Source organism: Cupriavidus nantongensis, from assembly GCF_041726985.1.
Classification (GTDB): Bacteria; Pseudomonadota; Gammaproteobacteria; order Burkholderiales; family Burkholderiaceae; genus Cupriavidus; species Cupriavidus nantongensis_A.
Map to the genome: position 1 here is coordinate 3,082,122 of NZ_CP168303.1, position 18,359 is coordinate 3,100,480.

Sequence of the window (18,359 nt, forward strand, 5' to 3'; positions counted from 1 at the left end):
TAAAAAAACCAGGCCCGCAGACCTGGTTCTCTTGCTCGCTCAGCCGTCCCTCACCGCACGATAGGCTTGTACCGGATCCGCTTCGGCTTGGCCCCTTCCTCGCCCAGCCGCTTCTTCTTGTCCGCCTCGTACTCCTGGTAGTTGCCGGGGAAGAACTCGACATGCGAATCGCCCTCGAAGGCCAGGATGTGGGTGGCGATCCGGTCCAGGAACCAGCGGTCGTGCGAGATCACCATCACGCAGCCGGCGAATTCCAGCAGCGCGTCTTCCAGCGCACGCAGCGTTTCCACGTCGAGGTCGTTGGACGGTTCGTCCAGCAGCAGCACATTGCCGCCGGCGATCAGCGTCTTGGCCATGTGCAGGCGCCCGCGTTCGCCGCCCGACAGCGTGCCGACCTGCTTCTGCTGGTCGCCGCCCTTGAAGTTGAAGCGGCCGATATAGGCGCGCGACGGGGTCTCGTAGCGGCCCACGGTCAGCACGTCGGCGCCGCCGGAGATTTCCTCGAACACGGTCTTGGTGCCGTCCAGCGCGTCGCGGCTCTGGTCGACAAAGGCCATTTTCACGGTCGGCCCGATCTTGATCTCGCCGCTGTCCGGCTGCTCCTTGCCGGTCAGCATCTTGAAGAAGGTCGACTTGCCGGCGCCGTTGGGGCCGATGATGCCGACAATGGCGCCCGGCGGCACCTTGAAGCTCAGGTTTTCGATCAGCATGCGGTCGCCGAAACCCTTGCTGACGTTGTCGAACTCGATCACTTCGTTGCCCAGGCGCTCGCCCACCGGGATGAAGATTTCCTGGGTTTCGTTGCGCTTCTGGTATTCCTGGCTGTTCAGCTCGTCAAAGCGGGCCAGGCGCGCCTTGGACTTGGCCTGGCGGCCCTTGGGGTTCTGGCGCACCCACTCCAGTTCCTTGTGCAGCGCCTTCTGGCGTGCCGATTCGCTGGCCTCTTCCTGCTTCAGGCGCGCTTCCTTCTGGTCCAGCCACGAGCTGTAGTTGCCCTTCCACGGGATGCCGTGGCCGCGGTCCAGCTCCAGGATCCATTCGGCTGCGTTATCGAGGAAGTAGCGGTCGTGGGTCACGGCCACCACGGTGCCGGGGAAGCGCGTCAGGAACTGCTCCAGCCAATCGACCGATTCGGCGTCGAGGTGGTTGGTTGGTTCGTCGAGCAGCAGCATGTCGGGGCGCGACAGCAGCAGGCGGCACAGCGCCACGCGGCGCTTTTCGCCGCCGGACAGGTGCTCGATCTTCGCGTCCCACGGCGGCAGGCGCAGCGCGTCGGCGGCGATCTCCAGCTGCAGTTCGACGTTGTTGCCGTCGCTGGCGGCCAGGATGGCTTCGTACTTGGCCTGGTCGGCGGCGAGCGCGTCGAAGTCCGCGTCCGGCTCGGCGTACGCGGCGTAGATTTCATCGAGCTTCTTGCGCGCCTCGAACACGCCGCCCAGCGCCTCTTCCACCGACTCGCGCACGGTCTGCTCGGGGTTGAGCTGCGGCTCCTGCGGCAGGTAGCCGATGTTCAGGTTCGGCATCGGCGTGGCCTCGCCCTCGATCTCCTTGTCGAGGCCGGCCATGATCTTGAGCAGCGTGGACTTGCCCGAGCCGTTCAGGCCGAGCACGCCGATCTTGGCGCCCGGGAAGAACGACAGCGAGATGTCCTTCAGGATGTGACGCTTGGGCGGAACGATCTTGCCCACGCGATTCATGGTGAAAACGTACTGTGCCATGGGTGCGTGTTGGTGATGGTGCTGGAGTAGGTGCGGGAATGGCGGAGTGTATCAGGCACGCCGGGCCGCGCAGCCCGGGCGCGGCCAGCTTTGGCCTGCGCCGGTACAATCGCAGGTTCGTCTTTCCGCTGATTTTTCAAGCCATCGCCATGAGCAAACCCGCCCTGACCCTGAAGTTCAAGTGCAAGAAGTGCACCAAACCCGTCACGCTGTACCTACAGAAGACGTCGGCGTGCTCGCACATCACCCCGTACCAGGGTTTCTGCAAGTGCGGCGAAATGATGCGCCACGCCACCGGCGACAAGGACGCGGTCGAGTCCTTCGTCAATTCGCTCGACAACAGCTGGATGCACCACCATCACCACCACCACTGAGCCGGCCACCGTGGTGAATGAGACCTGGCGTCCCGCCGGCAAGGACCCGATGCGCTTCCTGGGCGGCTATCCGCCCGGCGTGCTGGAGCAGGTGCGCGAGCTGGTCGCCGCCGGCCGGCTTGGCGACCATCTGGCCCGCCGCTATCCGGATCGCCACACCGTGCAGACCGACCGCGCGCTGTACGAATACACCACCGACCTCAAGCAGGAATACCTGCGCAGCGCACCGCCGCTGCACAAGGTGGGGTTCGATGCGCGCCTGGATTCCGCCCAGCGCGCGCTCGGCCTGCATACCGCGATCTCGCGCGTGCAGGGCGGCAAGCTCAAGGCCAAGAAAGAGATCCGCGTGGCTTCGCTGTTCAAGGAAGCGCCGCCGGAGTTCCTGCGCATGATTGTCGTGCACGAGCTTGCCCACCTGAAGGAAAGCGAGCACGACAAGGCCTTCTACCGGCTCTGCGAATACATGGAGCCGCGCTACCACCAGCTCGAGTTCGATACACGGCTCTACCTGGCCTGGCGGGAGCTGGAACGCGCCGCCCCCGCCGGCGGCATCGACCCGGGCGCTCAGGCGTCGCAGGCGTAGCGGAACGACCCGTTCAGCGTCCTGGGCAGCACCAGCGTGCGCAGGTTGGCCGCCTGGGCCTTGGCGCACAGTCCGGCGCGCGTGGCGGCGTCCCGGTACTTGGTGGCGTATTCGATCTGGAATACCGGCTTGCCCTGTCCCGTGAACGCGGTATAGGCACCGCACTCGCGGTACTGGAAGCACTGTTCATTGATGGCGAAGTCAAAGCTCGCGGCCAGCTCCGCCACCTGCCCCACGTCGTTCTTCAAGCCCACCGCCAGCCCGCGCGCATGCGCCTCCGCCGCCAGGAAGCGGTTGTAGTCGAGCTGGGTCTCGGCCGTCAGCGGCAGGCCGGGGCTGTTGGTATAGCCATCGACATTGTCCGGATCGACCGCATCGCAGCCTTTGCTGACCGCCAGGTCCATGCGCGCCTGCATGATGCGACGCACGTTGGCCGAGCGCGTATCCAGCCAGCGCTCGCCGGCCCAGCCCGACAGCGGGGCGCCCTGGTCCGCCTCGGTGAACTGGTTGAAGTCGGGACGCCAGTCCTCGGAACTGCCCGCCGAGAAGTAGCAGATCACGCGCCGGCCCTGCACCTTGAGCGCATCGATGGTGGCCTGCGGCGTATCGAACAGGTCGAAGTCATAGGCGGTCACCGCATAGCTGGTGTTGAGCTTGCCGGTCAGCTGGATCTGCCACGTGTCGGTGAGCGCCGGGGCCCAGCGCGTGGTGGCGCTGGTGGTGGTTTCGTTGATGTTCCGCGTCGTGGCCGCGGCCGTCGGCGACACCATCTCGGTCTGTCCGTCATCGCCGCCGCATCCGCCCAGTGCCAGGCTCAGCGCAACCGACAGCATTGCCGCGGCCTTCTTCGCATCGTTGCCATGCATAGGTCTTCCCCCTTCCCTTTGATGAACCCCGTTAGAAGCGATCGGCCCTGTTGTCGATACGCCGCGGCGGTCGGGCCTGCCGCTGCGGTTCCCGCAATGTAGCGGATTCGCGGCCTGGTCCGGAATGCAGGCCGGCCCCACTGTTCGTGCGGCGCAACACATGATGCGCTTGACCCATGCCGAGGCGCTATGTATAAAGAGCGCGTGGGTAGAAGCGGTCGATTGGACAGCAGCGGTGCAATGCCGCGACGTTCAACTGGAGATTGCTCACTGACGGAGTGTTTCGTCGGTGGCGCAGTCGTCCAGACGCTCCCCTGACAAAGACTCCCGATCGCAGCATGCAAGGCCGGCCCCGCGGCGTTGTTCGCGCGCGCCCGCCGCATGCGTGTCCAACCTAGTCATTGTTAGGGGATCTCCCATGATCATCGACACCAGCTGTTATCCGACGAACCTGGTGGACCTGGCCTGGCGCCACGACGGCGACCCGTTCACCGGCGAGCGCCTGATCCAGATGATGGACGGCCCATTCACCATCAACGGCAAGCCGCGCCGCATCGACAAGGCCTTTATCCAGCCGCCGCAGGGCAACACCATCTACACCTACACCGACGGCGTGAAGTCGGGCAGCGAATCGATCGACGCGTACATGGCGTACACGGTCGAGATGGTGCGGAAGTATCCGGACCGCTTTATCGGCTGCTTCGTCTACAACCCGCGCTGCGGCGTGCAGAACGGCGTCAATGCGATCGAGCACTACGTGAAGAAGCTGGGCTTCAGGATGGTCCAGTTCCAGGCCAACATGCACGCCTACCGCCCGGACCGCGCGCTCGACTGGCTGCGTCCGGCGCTGCAGAAATGCGCCGAACTGGGCGTGCTGGTCAAGCTGCATACCGGCGATGGTCCCTACAGCATCCCGACCGAATGGGTGCCGATGATGAAGGAGTTCCCGACGGTGAACTTCATCATGGCCCACTTCGGCGTGCAGACCGGCGGCGTCTACTGCTTCGAGCCGTTCCAGATGGCGATGGACATGCCCAACGTGTATTGCGAATCGGGCTGGTGCCTGCAGTCGCGCATCGTCGAGTTCGCCAAGGTGCTGCCCAAGCACAAGATTCTGTTCGGTTCCGATACCCCGCCCAACGAGCCGGGCATGTGGCTGCGCCTGCTGGAAGTGCTGTGCTTCGAGCCGCCCCAGGGCCTGAACCTGGATGAGGACACGCTCGAGGACTACCTCGGCAACAACGTCGCCCGGATGATCGGCCTGGAACCGACGCCGGTGCCGCGCACGCTGGAAGAAGCGAAAGCGCGCCTGGCCGCATAAGGTCCGCACCCGAACCCGCGCCAACGACAACGGACTCCGGAGCACCCGACATGATTATCGACACCCACCTGCACCCGACCAACCTGGTCGACGAAGCCTGGCGCCACACCGGCGAGCCCTTCAACGGCGAGCGCATGCTCAAGATGATGGACGGCCCCTACATGATCAACGGCAAGCCGCGCCGCATCGACATGGGCTTTATCCAGCCGCCGCCGGGCAACACCGGCTACCGCGACGGCAACCGCCGCGGCCGCGAAGGCATCCGCGACTACATGGCGTATATCGCCGAGCTGTGCCAGAAGTACCCTGACCGCTTTATCGGCAACTTCACCTTCAATCCGCGCTGGGGCCCGGAAGAAGGCGCGCTGGAGCTGGAATTCCACGTCAAGGAGTACGGCTTCAAGATGCTGAAGCTGCATGCCAACATGCACGGCTACCGGCCCGACCGCGCGCTCGACTGGCTGCGCCCGGCGATGAAGGTCTGCGCCAAGTACAACGTGGTGGTGCTGATCCACACCGGCGACGGCCCGTACACGATCCCGACCATGTTCTACCCGATCATCCGCGAATTCCCGATGGTCAATTTCATCATCGGGCATTTCGGCATCCAGACCGGCGGCAATTATTCATTCGAGGCGTTCTGGATGGCGATGGACACGCCCAACGTGTACTGCGAATCGGGCTGGTGCTTCCAGTCGCGCATCGTCGAGTTCGCGCGCCAGTTGCCGCGCGACAAGATCGTGTTCGGCACCGACACGCCGCCCAACGAGCCCGGCATGTGGCTGCGCGAGCTGGAAATGCTGTGCGGCCCCGCGCCGCAGGGCATGGACCTGGACGAGGACGGGCTCGAGGACTACATGGGCAACAACATCGCCCGGCTGGTCGGCATCGAGCCCACCGCGCCGCCCAGGACGCAGGAAGAGGCCCTGGCGCGGCTGAAGGATACCTACGCCAGCACCCGGTAGTCGCTAGCTGTTCGGCAGGCAGGCACGGCACGGCGGCCAGGACCATTCCCGGCCGCCGGGGCAGCCTTCGCCCTGGCCCACCCTGACCTCAGGAGCCGATCCATGAACTCACCCGCAGCGCCCTTCGTTCCCGCGACCCCGGCGACGCCGGCGCGCCAGCCTTTCCACGACACCTCGCAGGACTTCCACCAGTTCCTGGCCGCCTACCGCGAGGCCTATCCCGAAGACGTATTGCATATCCGCGAGCCGGTCGGTGCCGACCAGGATCCGACCGCGCTGGTGTGGGCACTGGCTGCGCAGGGCCGCCATCCGGCCCTGCTGTTCGACCATGTCGAAGGCCTGGGCACGTCGCTGGCCACCAACCTGTTCGCCTCGCGCGAGCGCGTGGGGCGCATGCTGGGCGGCGTGCCGCCCGCCGGCATCCATGCCGAGTACCAGGCCCGCAGCCGCCGCATGGTGGCGCCGCGCGTGCTCGACAGCGGCGCCGTCACCGGCCAGGTCGAGACGCAGCACATCGACCTGTGCACGATCCCCGCGATCCGGCACTTCGCTACCGACCGCGGCCCCTACATCACCAACGCGATCCTGATCGCGGAAGACCCCGACAGCGGCATCGGCAACGCCAGCTACCACCGCTCGATGCTGCATTCGCCAACGGAGATCGCCACCAGTCTGCACTCGCGCGGGCACCTGTGGCGCATGCAGCAGCGCGCCGCCGAACTGGGCCGCCCGCTGCCGGTGGCCATGGTGATCGGCGCGCATCCGCTGTTCATGCTGGCCGGCGCCGCACGGCTGCCGTTCGGCGTGGACGAGCGCCATGTCGCCGGCGGCCTGTTCGGCGCGCCGCTGGAAGTGGTACGCACGCCGCGCCACGGCATCCTGGTGCCGGCGCATGCCGAGATCGTGCTCGAAGGCGTGATCGATCCCGAGGCGCGTGTCGACGAAGGCCCGTTCGGCGAGTTCACCGGCTATTCGTCGGACCGCTCGACCAACAACCTGCTGCGCGTGCAGAGCGTGATGCGTCGCACGGACGCGTGGCTGGTCGACGTGGTCGGCGGCAACTCGGCCGAGCACCTGAACCTGGGCCGGATTCCGCGCGAGTCCGAGATGGTGGAGAAACTGCGCGAGCGCTTTCCGGGCGTTACCGCGGTGCACTACCCCAGTTCCGGCACGCATTTCCATGCCTACGTGGCGCTGCGCCAGAGCCGCCCGGGCGAGGCCCGCCAGGTGATGCTGGGCCTGCTCGGCTGGGACCCGTACCTGAAGACGGTAGTGGCGGTGGACGAGGACGTCGACATCACCCGCGACGAGGAAGTGCTGTGGGCCATGGCCACGCATCTGCAGCCGCATCTGGATGTGGTGGTGGTGGATGGGCTGCCGGGCAGCGCGCTCGATCCGTCAGCATCGGGTGTCGGCACCACGTCACGCATGGGGCTGGATGCGACGCGCGGGCCCGGTTTCGACGGCATTCGCGCACGCATCGATCCTGCCGCGATGGCGCGCGCGGCCGCGCTGCTGGCGCGGCTGGAGCGTGCGGCATCCCACGTGCCATGACGTCTGGCTCAGGGATAACCCGCTGAAAACGGTCGATTCATCGTTTCACCCGATCGATAAATCCACCGCGAACGTTGTACCTTCCTTGCGCCGCTGTCATGCTGGACTGACAAGACAGGACAGGCGCGGGCTTCGCACGAGAGGATGGCAAGACCATCCCGCAAGAGGAAGCGCCGGCACCTTGGCGACACGTTAGCGCAATGCGCAACCGGCGTGATACCGACCAAAGGAGACAGCATGAACCCCACCCTGCCTACGCAAGGGAATGCCGCCGTGCATCCCGTCGACGAGGTCCTGCCCCCGCCGCGCCTGCTGGCCTTGGGCCTGCAGCATGTGCTGGTGATGTATGCCGGCGCCATTGCCGTGCCGATGATCATCGGCGGCGCCCTCAAGCTGCCCAAGGACCAGGTCGCCTTCCTGATCGCCGCCGACCTGTTCTGCTGCGGCCTGGTGACGATGATCCAGAGCATCGGCATCTGGAAGGTCGGCATCCGCCTGCCGGTGATGATGGGCGTCACCTTCACCGCGATCGCGCCGATCATCGCCACCGGCTCCAATCCATCGCTGGGTCTGCCGGCGGTGTTCGGCGCGGTGATGGTGGCGGGCGTCTTCACTTACTTTGCCGCCCCCTATGTCGGCAAGATGGTGCGCTGGTTCCCGCCGGTGGTGACCGGCACCGTGGTGCTGGTAATCGGGGTCTCGCTCATGCGGGTCGGGATCAACTGGGCGGCGGGCGGCAATCCCACCATCAATACCGCGGCCGGTCCGGTGCCCAATCCCAACTTCGGCCTGCCCGTGAACATCGCCATCGCCACCGCGGTGCTGTGCACGGTGCTGGCGCTGGTGGCGTTCGCGCGCGGCTTCCTGTGCAACGTGGCGGTGCTGATCGGGATTGCGGTGGGCTTCTTGATCGCGCTGGCGCTGGGCAAGGTCAGCTTCGACGGCCTGCACGGCGCGCACTGGGTCGAGTTCATCGCGCCCTTCCACTTCGGCTGGCCGACCTTCGACGCCATGACCTCGGTCACGCTGTGCGTGGTGATGATCGTGATCATGATCGAAGGCGTGGGGCAGTTCCTGGCGCTGGGCGAGATCGTCGACCGCCCGGTCGACTCCGAGGACCTGGCGCGCGGCCTGCGCGCGGATGGCGTCGGCGCGCTGGTGGGCGCGGTGTTCAACACCTTCACCTACACCTCGTATGCGCAGAACGTGGGGCTGGTGCAGGTCACCGGCGTGCGCAGCCGCTGGGTCTGCGCCACCGCCGGCGGCATCCTGATCGTGCTGGGCTGCCTGCCCAAGCTGGCCTTCTTCGCGGCATCGATCCCGCAGTACGTGCTGGGCGGCGCGGCGCTGGTGATGTTCGGCATGGTCGCGGCCACCGGCGTGCGCATCCTCGGCCATGTGGATTTTGTCGAAAACAAGAAGAACGCCTACATCGTCGCCGTCAGCGTGGCGCTGGGCATGATCCCGCTGGTGTCGGACAAGTTCTTCGCGCAGATGCCGGAGCTGCTGGCCAAGTTCTGCCAGAACGGCATCCTGCTGGGCACGCTGGCCGCGGTGCTGCTGAACCTGCTGTTCAACGCGCGTTCGCCGGCCCCCCAGCGCCACGGGCTGGCCAAGGAACCGGCATGAGGTAGTTGCCGCAGTCAGGCGCCGTCAGCTGGCTTCGGCCAGCCTGGCACGGTAGCGCATCAGCAGGTCGCGGAAGGCCTGCGCCGGCGGCGACAGCGACCGGTCCGCGTGCACCAGCAACGAGATCTCGCGGTGGATCACCGGATCGGTCGGCATCACCGTGGCCAGCCCCAGCGCGCCGGTCAGCCGCGTCACCGCCGCGCTCATCACGGCGATGCCTAGCCCCGCGTCGACCATGCCGACCATGGTAAGCGGCAGGAACACCTCGTGCACCCGCTGCAGCGTGATGCCGCGCGCGGCCAGCGCGGTGTCCAGGCAGTCGCGGATCGGGTTGCCCTTGTGCGGCCCGATCACCGGCAGCCCGGCCACGTCCTCCCAGCGCAGCGTCTTGCGCCGGCGCAGCGGATGGTGCGCGGGCATCACGATGACGAAGGCATCGTCCATCAGCCGGTGCGCGCTCAGGTCGGGCTGGCCCTCGGGGATGGTGCCGATGCCGAAGTCGACCTCGCCCGAGCTGACCATCTTGGTCACTTCATGCTCCGACACATCGTGCAGTTCCACCTTTACGCCCGGATGGCTGACGCAGAACTCGCGGATCACGCGCGGCAGCATCAGCGCCGCCTGGATCGACGATGCCGCGATCGACACGCGCCCGCGTCCCAGCGTGCGCAGTTCGCTGGAGTTCTCGATCACGCTGTCGATATCGGCCACCGCCTTCTTTACCAGCGGCAGCAACTCGGCGCCGGCCTGCGTGATGTGCAGCTGGCGTGTGTGGCGGTCGAACAGCTTCAGGCCGAGGTTGGCTTCCAGTTCGTGAATCAGCGCGCTGACCGATGACTGCGACAGGTCCAGCCTTTCGGCGGCGCGGGTGAAGTGGCGTTCCTGCGCCACGGCGATAAACGCGCGCAGCTGGCGCAGCGACACGTTCATGTTGCTGAGGTTGGGCACGTTGTCTACCTCCGGGATCTCGGGGTGCGCGCTCTGCAGCGAAAAGACAGGGCTTTCGCGGCGCGTCTGATTCAGAGGGTAACACGATCAATTAATCCGTTTCCGGGCCTTTACCGATGAAGACCAGCCGCCCATGATGGATTCAACGGCGCGCGCCCCGCACGAACTCGGCAAGACCGGCAGCCGCCGCCGATGGCACAGACCAGGAGGAGCAATGAGAGCGTTTGAGTATTTCGAACCGGCGACGCTGGCCGAAGCGTCGGCCATGCTGCACCGGTGCGGCGGCAAGGCCAGCGTGCTGGCCGGCGGCACCGATCTGCTGGTGCAGATCAAGGAGGCCGTGCGCAAGCCCGAGCACGTCATCAACATCAAGAAGATCCCGGGCATGGACGTGCTGACCTTCGATCCGGTCAACGGCCTGCGCATCGGCGCGCTGGTGACCACGCGCGCGGTCGAGACCTCCGCCTTCGTGCAGCGCCACTACGCCGGCCTGGCGAAGGCGGTGACCGACTTCGCATCGATCCAGGTGCGCCATCGCGCCACCGTGGTCGGCAATGTCTGCCGCGCGTCGCCGTCCGCGGAATCGATCGCGCCGCTAGTCGCCGATGGCGCTTCGGTGCACCTGTACGGCATGTCGGGCTCGCGCGAGCTGCGCGTCGAGGACTTTGTCACCGGCGTCGGCAAGACCGCCATCGCGCCGGACGAGATCGTTACCCGCATCACCGTGCCGGCGCCGCGCGCCAACACCGGCAAGGTCTATCTGAAGCATGGCCGCCGCGTGCAGATGGAACTGGCCACGGTCGGCGTGGCGGTATCGCTGACGGTGGAGCACGGCCACTGCATCGACGCCGGCATCGTGCTGGCGGCCGTCGGCCCCACGCCCGTACGCGCGGTGCGCGCCGAGCAGCTGCTGCGCGGCCAGCGCATGACCGACGCCCTGGTCCTGCAGGCCGCGCACGCCGCCATGGACGAGGCCCGTCCGATCAGCGACGTGCGCGCCAGCGCAGCGTACCGGCGGCAGATGGTCAGCGTGCTGACCCGCCGCGCCCTTGAACAAGCCCTGGAGGCCGCCTTGCGCGGAACATCATGCGAAAAATGATCGAACTCGTCATCAACGGCGAGCCGCGCGAGCTGGCGGTGGAACCGCACGGCACGCTGCTCGACGCCCTGCGCCACGACGCCGGCCTGACCGGCACCAAGAAGGGCTGCGACGTGGGCGAATGCGGCTCGTGCACCGTCATCATCGACGGCCGGCCGATGAACTCCTGTCTGGTGCTGGCGCCCGAAGCGCATGGCTGCCACATCACCACCATCGAAGGCGTGCAGCCCGCGCCCGACACCGTGCATCCGCTGCAGGACCAGTTCATGCGCTGCGGCGCCGCGCAATGCGGCTTCTGCACGCCGGGCTTCGTGGTGATGGCCAAGGCCTTGCTCGACGAGAACCCGCATCCGACGCGCGACGAAATCCGCTTTGCCATTGCCGGCAATATCTGCCGCTGCACCGGCTACACCAAGATCATCGAGGCCATCGAGAAAACCGCCGAGGCCATGGACCCTGCCGGTTGCGCGCACCGCGCCCGTGCCAGCGAGGAGGCATGATGACCCACGCCGTGATCGGACACAGCGTCAAGCGCACCGACCTGCTCGACAAGGTCACCGGCAACGCCAAGTACGTTGCCGACATGCCCTTCGCCGGCCTGCTGTTCGGCAAGATCAAGCGCAGCAACGTCGCCCACGCCCGCATCCGCCGCATCGACACGTCGCGCGTGCTGGCGTTGCCCGGGGTCAAGGCCGTGCTGACGCACGAGGACGTGCCGCGCGTGCTGCACGCTGGCTCGCCGCACCCGCGCTCGGCGTCGGTGACCTGCGACCAGTACATCCTGGACGACAAGGTGCGCTACTGGGGTGAAGGCGTAGCCGCGGTGGCCGCGATCAGCGAAGAGATTGCCGAGCGCGCGCTCGAGCTGATCGAAATCGAATACGAAACGCTGCCCGCGGTCTTCACCACCGAAGACGCCGAGCGCTCCGATGCGCCGCGCATCCATGACCGCGAGCCCGGCGGCAACCTGGTGCTGCCGCCGGTGATCGTCAGGCGCGGCGATGTGGAAGCCGGCTTTGCCGAAGCCGACTTCATCCTCGAAGGCGTCTACGAGGGCGGCCGCCCCACCCCGGCCTACATGGAGCCCAACGTGCTCACCTGCAGCTGGGACGGCAACGGCAACCTGACGGTATGGATCTCGACCCAGACCGCCTTCATGGTGCGCGGCATCATGGCCGAGGTGCTGGGGCTGCCGCTGCATAAGGTGCGCGTGCTGGTCGACCACATGGGCGGCGGCTTCGGCGCCAAGCAGGACCTGTTCCAGCATGAGTTCCTGTGCGCGCTGCTGGCGCGCGAGACGCGCCGGCCGGTGCGCATGGAATACACCCGCGAGGAAACCTTCCTCGGCGGCCGCACGCGCCATCCCGCAAAAATCTGGCTGAAGCAGGGCTTCCGCAACGACGGCACCATCACCGCGCGCCAGGCGAAGGTTGTGTTCAATTCCGGCGCCTACGGTTCGCACGGCCCCGGCGTCACCAATGTCGGCACCGCCGCGCTGGTATCGCTGTACCGCTGCGACAACGTGCTGCTCGAAGGCCGCTGCGTCTACACCAACAGCCCCATCGCGGGCGCCTTTCGCGGCTACGGCGTGGTGCAGACCTACTACGCGCTCGACGTGCAGATGGACGAGGCCGCCGCACACCTGGGCATGGATCCTGCCGAACTCAAGCTCAGGAACGCCGTGCGCGAAGGCGACATCGCGCCGTCGAACCATCCGCTGATCGGTCACGGCCTGGAGGCCTGCATCGAGCACGGCATGGCACTGCTCGACTGGTCCGCGCTGCGCCGTCGCCCGCGCGACACCACCGGCCCGGTCCGCACCGGCTGGGGCCTGGGCTGCGAGATGCACGGCAGCAGCGCCTATCCCGGCATCAAGGAACAGGGCAACGCCATCATCAAGATGAACGAGGACGGCACGGTGGTACTGCTGACCGGTGCGGCCGGACTGGGTACCGGTGCGCATACCGCGCTCGCGCAGATCGTGGCGGAAGAACTGACGTTGCCGTTCGAGGCGGTATCGGTGGTACATGGTGACACCGACGTGGTTCCCTGGGACATCGGCGCCTTTGCCAGCCACACCACGTACATGGTCGGCAAGGCCGCGCAGATGGCGGCGGGCGAGATCAAGCGCCAGTTGCTCGAGCGCGCCGCCAGGCTGATGGAGTGCGACCCCGAAGCGCTGACGCTCACCGCCGGTGTGATCGCCGTACGCGACCGCGACGGCCCCACGCTAACAGTGCGCGAAGCGGTGATGCCGCGCAAGGGCATTCCCGCTGCGCAACTGGTGGGCACCGCCACCTATCACCCGACCAAGTCGTATTCGTTTGCCGCGCATTTTGTCGAGGTCGCGGTCGATACCGAGACCGGCTTCATCACCGTGCGCCAGGTAGTGCCGGTGCATGACGTCGGCAAGGTGATCCACCCGGTGGCCGCCGCGGGCCAGATCGAAGGCGGCATCCAGCAGGGCATCGGCCACACGCTGTACGAGGACTACCAGATCGACATGCGCACCGGCCGCTCGCTCAACGCCAACTTCGTCGACTACAAGATGCCGCTGGCGATGGATATGCCCGAGATTCGCACCGTGATCCTCGAAGCCGCGCCGGATCCCGGCGGCCCGTTCGGCGCCAAGGGCGTGGGCGAAGACCCCATCGTCGCGATCGGGCCGGCGATTGCCAACGCGGTGTTCGATGCCATCGGCGTGCGCTTCCGCCACTACCCGATCAAGCCGGAGCAGGTGCTGCAGGCACTGGCGGACAAGGCGGCGCGGGAAGGCGGGCGCGCATGAGCCGCAAGCAACGCCTGGTGGTCGCCATCACCGGCGCCAGCGGCGCGGTGTACGGCGTGCGCATGCTGCAGGCGCTGGCGGCGCTGGACGGCTGGGAGACCCACCTGGTGTGCTCGCCGTCCGGGCTGCTGACCGCGCACCATGAGCTGGGCCTGCAGCGCCCGCAGATCGAAGCCATGGCCGACGTGGTGCACAACGTGCGCGATATCGGCGCCACCATCGCCAGTGGTTCGTTCCGCTGCGACGGCATGGTGGTGGCGCCCTGCTCCATGCGCACGCTGGCCGCCATCGCCACCGGGCTGGCCGACAACCTCGTCACCCGCGCCGCCGACGTAATGCTCAAGGAGCGCCGCCGGCTGGTGCTGCTGGCGCGCGAGACCCCCTTCCACCTGGTGCACCTGCGCAACATGACCACGGTGACCGAGATGGGCGCGATCGTGTTGCCGCCGGTGCCGGCCTTCTACGCACATCCGCAATCGGTCGACGACATCGTCGCCCACACCGTGGGGCGCGTACTGGACCTGTTCGACGTACCGCACGACGGACTGGTGACACGCTGGCAAGGCCTGCGCCCCAATGTCGCCACCGCTTGAAAAGAACTTCCGCCTCGCGCCCGCGAGGAACGCAGCACCCTAATCAGGAGACAACATGAACGCACCTGCCGTCGCACAACAGCCGCCCGTCCCGGTCACCATCCTTACCGGCTTCCTCGGCTCGGGCAAGACGACGCTGCTCAACCACATCCTGACGCAGAAGCACGGCCACCGCATTGCCGTGATCGAGAACGAGTTCGGCGAGGTCGACGTCGACTCGGACCTGGTGATGACCTCGGACGAAGAGATCTACCAGATGACGAACGGCTGCATCTGCTGCGTGGTCGACGTGCGCACGGACCTGGTGCGCATCCTGCAGAAGCTGCTGGAGCGGCCCGAGCGCTTCGACCATATCCTGGTCGAGACCAGCGGCCTGGCCGACCCGACCCCGGTGGCCGCCACCTTCTTCATGGACCACGAAGTCGCGAGGAAAGTCACGCTCGACGGCATCCTGACGCTGGTCGATGCGGTGCATATCGAGAGCCATCTCGACGACCCCCAGCTGACCGGCTTCGACAACCAGGCCGTCGACCAGATCGTCGCCGCCGACCGCGTGATCCTGAACAAGACCGACCTGGTCGACGCCGCGCAGCTCGACCGGCTGGAGGCGCGCATCCACCGCCTGAACGAGGGCGCGCAGATCCTGCGCTCCAACTTCGCGCAGGTGGACCTGGGCAAGATCCTGGGCATCGGTGGGTTCACGCCGGGGACGATCCAGGCCGATGCGCATGAGCACCACGCGCATGGGCATGCCGACCTGGATCGTCATCATGACCATGACCACCACGATCACGTCTGCGACGAACACTGCGATCACGCAGACGACGGCGACACGCACGGCCACCGCCACGACCCGTCGGTGACCTCGGTCTCGCTGGTGTTCGACCAGCCGTTCGACCGCCAGCGCCTCGAGCATGGCCTGAAGGCGCTGCTGGCCGCGCAGGGCGACGATGTGTTCCGCATGAAGGGCATCGTCGCGGTGGAGGGCGATGACCGCCGCTACGTGCTGCAGGCGGTGCACCGGCTGATGGACTTCCATCCCGCCGACGCTTGGGGTGCGGAACCCGCGCAAAGCAAGTTCGTGTTTATCGGCCGCCATCTCGACAAGCTGCGGCTGCAGACGCTGCTGAAAGTATGCCTGCCGGTGGCGCAGGCCGCCTGATTGCGCTGTCTACAGCGGGACTGGCTTGCTGTCAGTCCCGCTGCAAGGCTGCCGCACGCAAGGTCTGCGACGGCAGCTCGCCGAACTCGCGCCGGTATTCACGCGAGAACAGGCTCAAGTGGGTAAAGCCGTGCCGCAGCGCGATCGCGCCGACCATGCCCTGCTCTGGCCGTGCGCGCTGCAGGTCGGCGCGCGCGCCCTGCAGGCGCAGCAGCCGCAGGTATTCCATCGGCGTGGTGTCCTTGCTCTTGCGAAAGCCCAGCTGCAGCGTGCGCGCCGACACGCCGCAATGCGCGGCGATCTGCTCCAGCGTCAGCGGCTGGTCCAGGTTGGCGCGCAGGTAGGCAATGGCGTGGCGCACGTAATCCGGCAGCACGGCTTCAAACCGGCGCGGCAGCATATTGCCGTCCGCCGCAAAGCGGTCGAGCAGCAGCGTCGACAGCACGATCCGTTCGATGCTGGCATCCACCGCCGGCACGCCACTGCCCTCTCGCCGCACCCGCGTTTCCGCGCGCAGGTAGCTGACCAGCGCCTGCCAGCGCTCGGCACGGCCATCGTCGGCCACCGGCTGCATATTGAATTCGATCGGCGCAGGCGGCTCGAAGCTGAACTGCTGGCGGAATGCCTCTTCGATCAGCTGGCGGCGGATCACCACGCTGAAGCGCTCGCAGCCCGCATCCAGCGACAGCGTGGTCGGCACGGTAGGCGAGAAGACAAAGGTCGCGCCCGGCGGCATCAGCATCGCGCCACGTGGCGTTTCCACGCGGCAGGTGCCGGCCAGCACGGTCTGGATCACGAACTCGTCCTTGTTCGGCTGCGGCTCGATCTGCACCGCCTGGTTGTAGGCGATGGTCACCAGCGTCAGCCGGCCGATGGTGCTGGTATCGATGCGCGCATCGAGCGCCGCATCGTCCTCCGACGCGCGCAGCCGCGTGGGGCCGAACACGCGGCCGGACAGCGACTGGATGCGATCGAGGTCACCGGCGCGGCCTAGGGGCGAACGGGAGGATGCGGCAAACCATCCGGCAGTGGGTGACATGGCGTTGTAGAAAAAGTGAACGGATCAACGGCTACCGCTCCATCAACATCCGACTGTTTGCTCCCCTGTCCCGCGCGCGGGAGAGGGGAGCAAACCAGCGCATCCATCGTATTGCCACCCCCGCCCTCACGCAACCCAAGGGAAACCCCTGATCCCTCCGGCGCGCATTTTGCAAGCCCGCTTGCGGCCCCGTGCCAGGGCCTTCGCAATAACGCTATGACGGCATGCCGTGCATCACTACTGTGCAAGGCATGCGTGGGCCATGCGCCGCGCATGGCACCGTGACGGACCGAGCCCGGCATCCACAGACCGGGCCAGCCGCCGCCGGCATGGCGCACTTTCCCCCAGTACGCGGCAGGAGACCCATCATGAAACCAGCGGTTCACCCCGTCGACCAGATCCTGCCGGCACGCGCCATGGCGTCGCTCGGCTTCCAGCACATGCTTGTGAGCTACCTCGGCGCCATTGCGGTGCCGATGATCGTCGCCGGCGCGCTCAAGATGACGCCGGCGCAGACCACCATGCTGATCAGCACCGCGCTGTTCACCTCCGGCATCGCCACGCTGCTGCAGACCGTGGGCTTCTGGAAGTTCGGCGTGCGCCTGCCGCTGATGCAGGGCGTGGCCTTCAGCTCCGTAGGCCCGGTCATCGCCATCGGCACCGATCCCACGCTGGGCTTCAACGGCGTCTGCGGCGCCATCATCGCCGCCGGCGTGATCGCGATGTTCCTCGCCCCGGTGATCGGCAAGCTCAAGCGCTTCTTCCCGCCGGTGGTGAGCGGCTGCACCATCACCGCGGTGGGCCTGTCGCTGTTCCCGGTTTCGTTTCACTGGTTTGGAGGCGGAAGGGGCGCGCCGGATTTCGGCGCGCCCATCTTTTTCCTGGTCGCTTTCGGCGTGGTGGCACTGATCCTGCTGATCAACCGGCACGGTGGCGAACTGGTGCGCAACCTGTCGGTGGTGATCGGCTTGCTGGTGGGCGGCGCGGTGGCGTGGATGCTGGGAATGGGCAGCTTCGATGAGGTCGCGCGCGCGCCGTGGTTCACCATGGTGACGCCGTTCGCGTTCGGCATGCCCACCTTCAACATCGGCGCGATCACCACCATGGTGATCGTGATGGTGGTGCAGATGGTCGAATCGATGGGCCTGTTCGTTGCCGTCGGCGACATCGTCAAGCGCCCGCTGACCGAGCGCGACGCCACCCGCGGCCTGCGCGCCAACGGCCTGGCCAGCGCCATCGGCGGCATGTTCGCGGCGTTCCCGTACATCGCCTTCATGGAGAACGTAGGACTGGTGATCGTCACCGGCGTGCGCAGCCGCTGGGTGGTCGCCACCTGCGGCGTAATGCTGTGTGCGGTGGCACTGGTGCCCAAGATCGGCGCGCTGTTTGCATCGATCCCCGCCGCCGCGTTGGGCGGTGCCACCATGGTGATGTTTGGCGTCGTCGTCGCTGCCGGCATCAAGACGCTGGGCGAGGTGGACTACGAGCGCAACCCCAACAACCTTTCCATCGTCTCCATCACGCTCGGCTGCGCGATGATGCCCGTGATGCTGCCCGGCATGCTGGAGAAGCTGCCCGGCTTCCTGCAGCCCTTCGTCCATAGCAGCGTGATCATCGCCTGCGTGGTTTCCGTGGTCCTCAACCTGATTCTCAACGGCCTGCCAGCCCGTGAAGCCGATGAGCTGCCCGCCAGTGCCGACAACGTCCAAGGGGTCTGAAA

General features: G+C 66.8%; 16 protein-coding genes. 12 read left to right on the top strand and 4 right to left on the bottom strand.

The window, feature by feature from the left end:
* Positions 1-50: 50 nt before the first annotated feature.
* A complete protein-coding gene (gene ettA, locus ACEI37_RS25490) occupies positions 51-1,718 on the bottom strand; it encodes an energy-dependent translational throttle protein EttA (protein WP_018005229.1) in 1,668 nt (555 codons plus the stop codon).
* A gap of 149 nt (positions 1,719-1,867) precedes the next feature.
* On the opposite strand from ettA, the gene ACEI37_RS25495 reads away from it, so the two are divergent.
* A complete protein-coding gene (locus tag ACEI37_RS25495; protein ID WP_010812270.1) occupies positions 1,868-2,092 on the top strand; it encodes a hypothetical protein in 225 nt (74 codons plus the stop codon).
* A gap of 49 nt (positions 2,093-2,141) precedes the next feature.
* A complete protein-coding gene (locus ACEI37_RS25500) occupies positions 2,142-2,675 on the top strand; it encodes a YgjP-like metallopeptidase domain-containing protein (RefSeq protein ID WP_373380315.1) in 534 nt (177 codons plus the stop codon).
* Here the strand turns inward: ACEI37_RS25500 and ACEI37_RS25505 are convergent.
* The gene (locus ACEI37_RS25505) at positions 2,657-3,541 is read right to left on the bottom strand and encodes an endo alpha-1,4 polygalactosaminidase (protein ID WP_373378657.1); all 885 of its coding nucleotides are present in this window, start codon (positions 3,539-3,541) and stop codon (positions 2,657-2,659) included. The two genes, ACEI37_RS25500 and ACEI37_RS25505, sit on opposite strands and share 19 nt — an antisense overlap.
* A gap of 418 nt (positions 3,542-3,959) precedes the next feature.
* Between ACEI37_RS25505 and ACEI37_RS25510 the strand changes: the two genes are divergently transcribed.
* From ACEI37_RS25510 to ACEI37_RS25525, 4 genes are all read left to right on the top strand, one after another.
* Entirely contained in the window at positions 3,960-4,862 is a 903-nt protein-coding gene (locus tag ACEI37_RS25510) for an amidohydrolase family protein (RefSeq protein ID WP_373378658.1), read from the top strand.
* Positions 4,863-4,912: 50 nt separating this feature from the next.
* Positions 4,913-5,827 (top strand): amidohydrolase family protein, encoded by a 915-nt coding sequence (locus ACEI37_RS25515; protein WP_012354043.1) that lies wholly within the window; start codon positions 4,913-4,915, stop codon positions 5,825-5,827.
* A 102-nt stretch (positions 5,828-5,929) separates the two neighbouring features.
* A complete protein-coding gene (locus ACEI37_RS25520) occupies positions 5,930-7,381 on the top strand; it encodes a UbiD family decarboxylase (RefSeq protein ID WP_373378659.1) in 1,452 nt (483 codons plus the stop codon).
* 237 nt (positions 7,382-7,618) lie between these two features.
* A complete protein-coding gene (locus ACEI37_RS25525) occupies positions 7,619-9,010 on the top strand; it encodes a nucleobase:cation symporter-2 family protein (protein ID WP_373378660.1) in 1,392 nt (463 codons plus the stop codon).
* A 24-nt stretch (positions 9,011-9,034) separates the two neighbouring features.
* On the opposite strand, the gene ACEI37_RS25530 is transcribed toward ACEI37_RS25525, so the two are convergent.
* Complete coding sequence (locus ACEI37_RS25530) at positions 9,035-9,940, bottom strand: LysR family transcriptional regulator (protein ID WP_373380316.1); 906 nt, start codon at positions 9,938-9,940, stop codon at positions 9,035-9,037.
* A gap of 232 nt (positions 9,941-10,172) precedes the next feature.
* Here ACEI37_RS25530 and ACEI37_RS25535 point away from each other — a divergent pair, with 232 nt between their 5' ends.
* The 5 genes from ACEI37_RS25535 to ACEI37_RS25555 are packed head-to-tail and all read left to right on the top strand — an operon-like array spanning position 10,173 to position 15,600.
* Positions 10,173-11,057 (top strand): xanthine dehydrogenase family protein subunit M, encoded by an 885-nt coding sequence (locus tag ACEI37_RS25535; protein ID WP_373378661.1) that lies wholly within the window; start codon positions 10,173-10,175, stop codon positions 11,055-11,057.
* Entirely contained in the window at positions 11,045-11,557 is a 513-nt protein-coding gene (locus ACEI37_RS25540) for a (2Fe-2S)-binding protein (RefSeq protein ID WP_373378662.1), read from the top strand. The genes ACEI37_RS25535 and ACEI37_RS25540 overlap by 13 nt, the downstream gene beginning before the upstream one ends.
* Positions 11,557-13,845: a xanthine dehydrogenase family protein molybdopterin-binding subunit gene (locus tag ACEI37_RS25545; RefSeq protein ID WP_373380317.1), complete on the top strand. Its 2,289-nt coding sequence runs from the start codon at positions 11,557-11,559 to the stop codon at positions 13,843-13,845. The genes ACEI37_RS25540 and ACEI37_RS25545 overlap by 1 nt, the downstream gene beginning before the upstream one ends.
* Entirely contained in the window at positions 13,842-14,438 is a 597-nt protein-coding gene (locus ACEI37_RS25550; protein WP_373378663.1) for a UbiX family flavin prenyltransferase, read from the top strand. The genes ACEI37_RS25545 and ACEI37_RS25550 overlap by 4 nt, the downstream gene beginning before the upstream one ends.
* A gap of 55 nt (positions 14,439-14,493) precedes the next feature.
* On the top strand, positions 14,494-15,600 hold the full coding sequence (locus ACEI37_RS25555) for a GTP-binding protein (RefSeq protein ID WP_373378664.1): 1,107 nt from the start codon (positions 14,494-14,496) through the stop codon (positions 15,598-15,600).
* Positions 15,601-15,631: 31 nt separating this feature from the next.
* Here the strand turns inward: ACEI37_RS25555 and ACEI37_RS25560 are convergent, their stop codons facing one another.
* On the bottom strand, positions 15,632-16,639 hold the full coding sequence (locus ACEI37_RS25560; RefSeq protein WP_373378665.1) for an AraC family transcriptional regulator: 1,008 nt from the start codon (positions 16,637-16,639) through the stop codon (positions 15,632-15,634).
* A 368-nt stretch (positions 16,640-17,007) separates the two neighbouring features.
* Between ACEI37_RS25560 and ACEI37_RS25565 the strand changes: the two genes are divergently transcribed.
* Positions 17,008-18,357, top strand: coding sequence for a nucleobase:cation symporter-2 family protein (locus tag ACEI37_RS25565; protein ID WP_373378666.1), 1,350 nt, complete (start codon positions 17,008-17,010; stop codon positions 18,355-18,357).
* Positions 18,358-18,359: the final 2 nt, after the last annotated feature.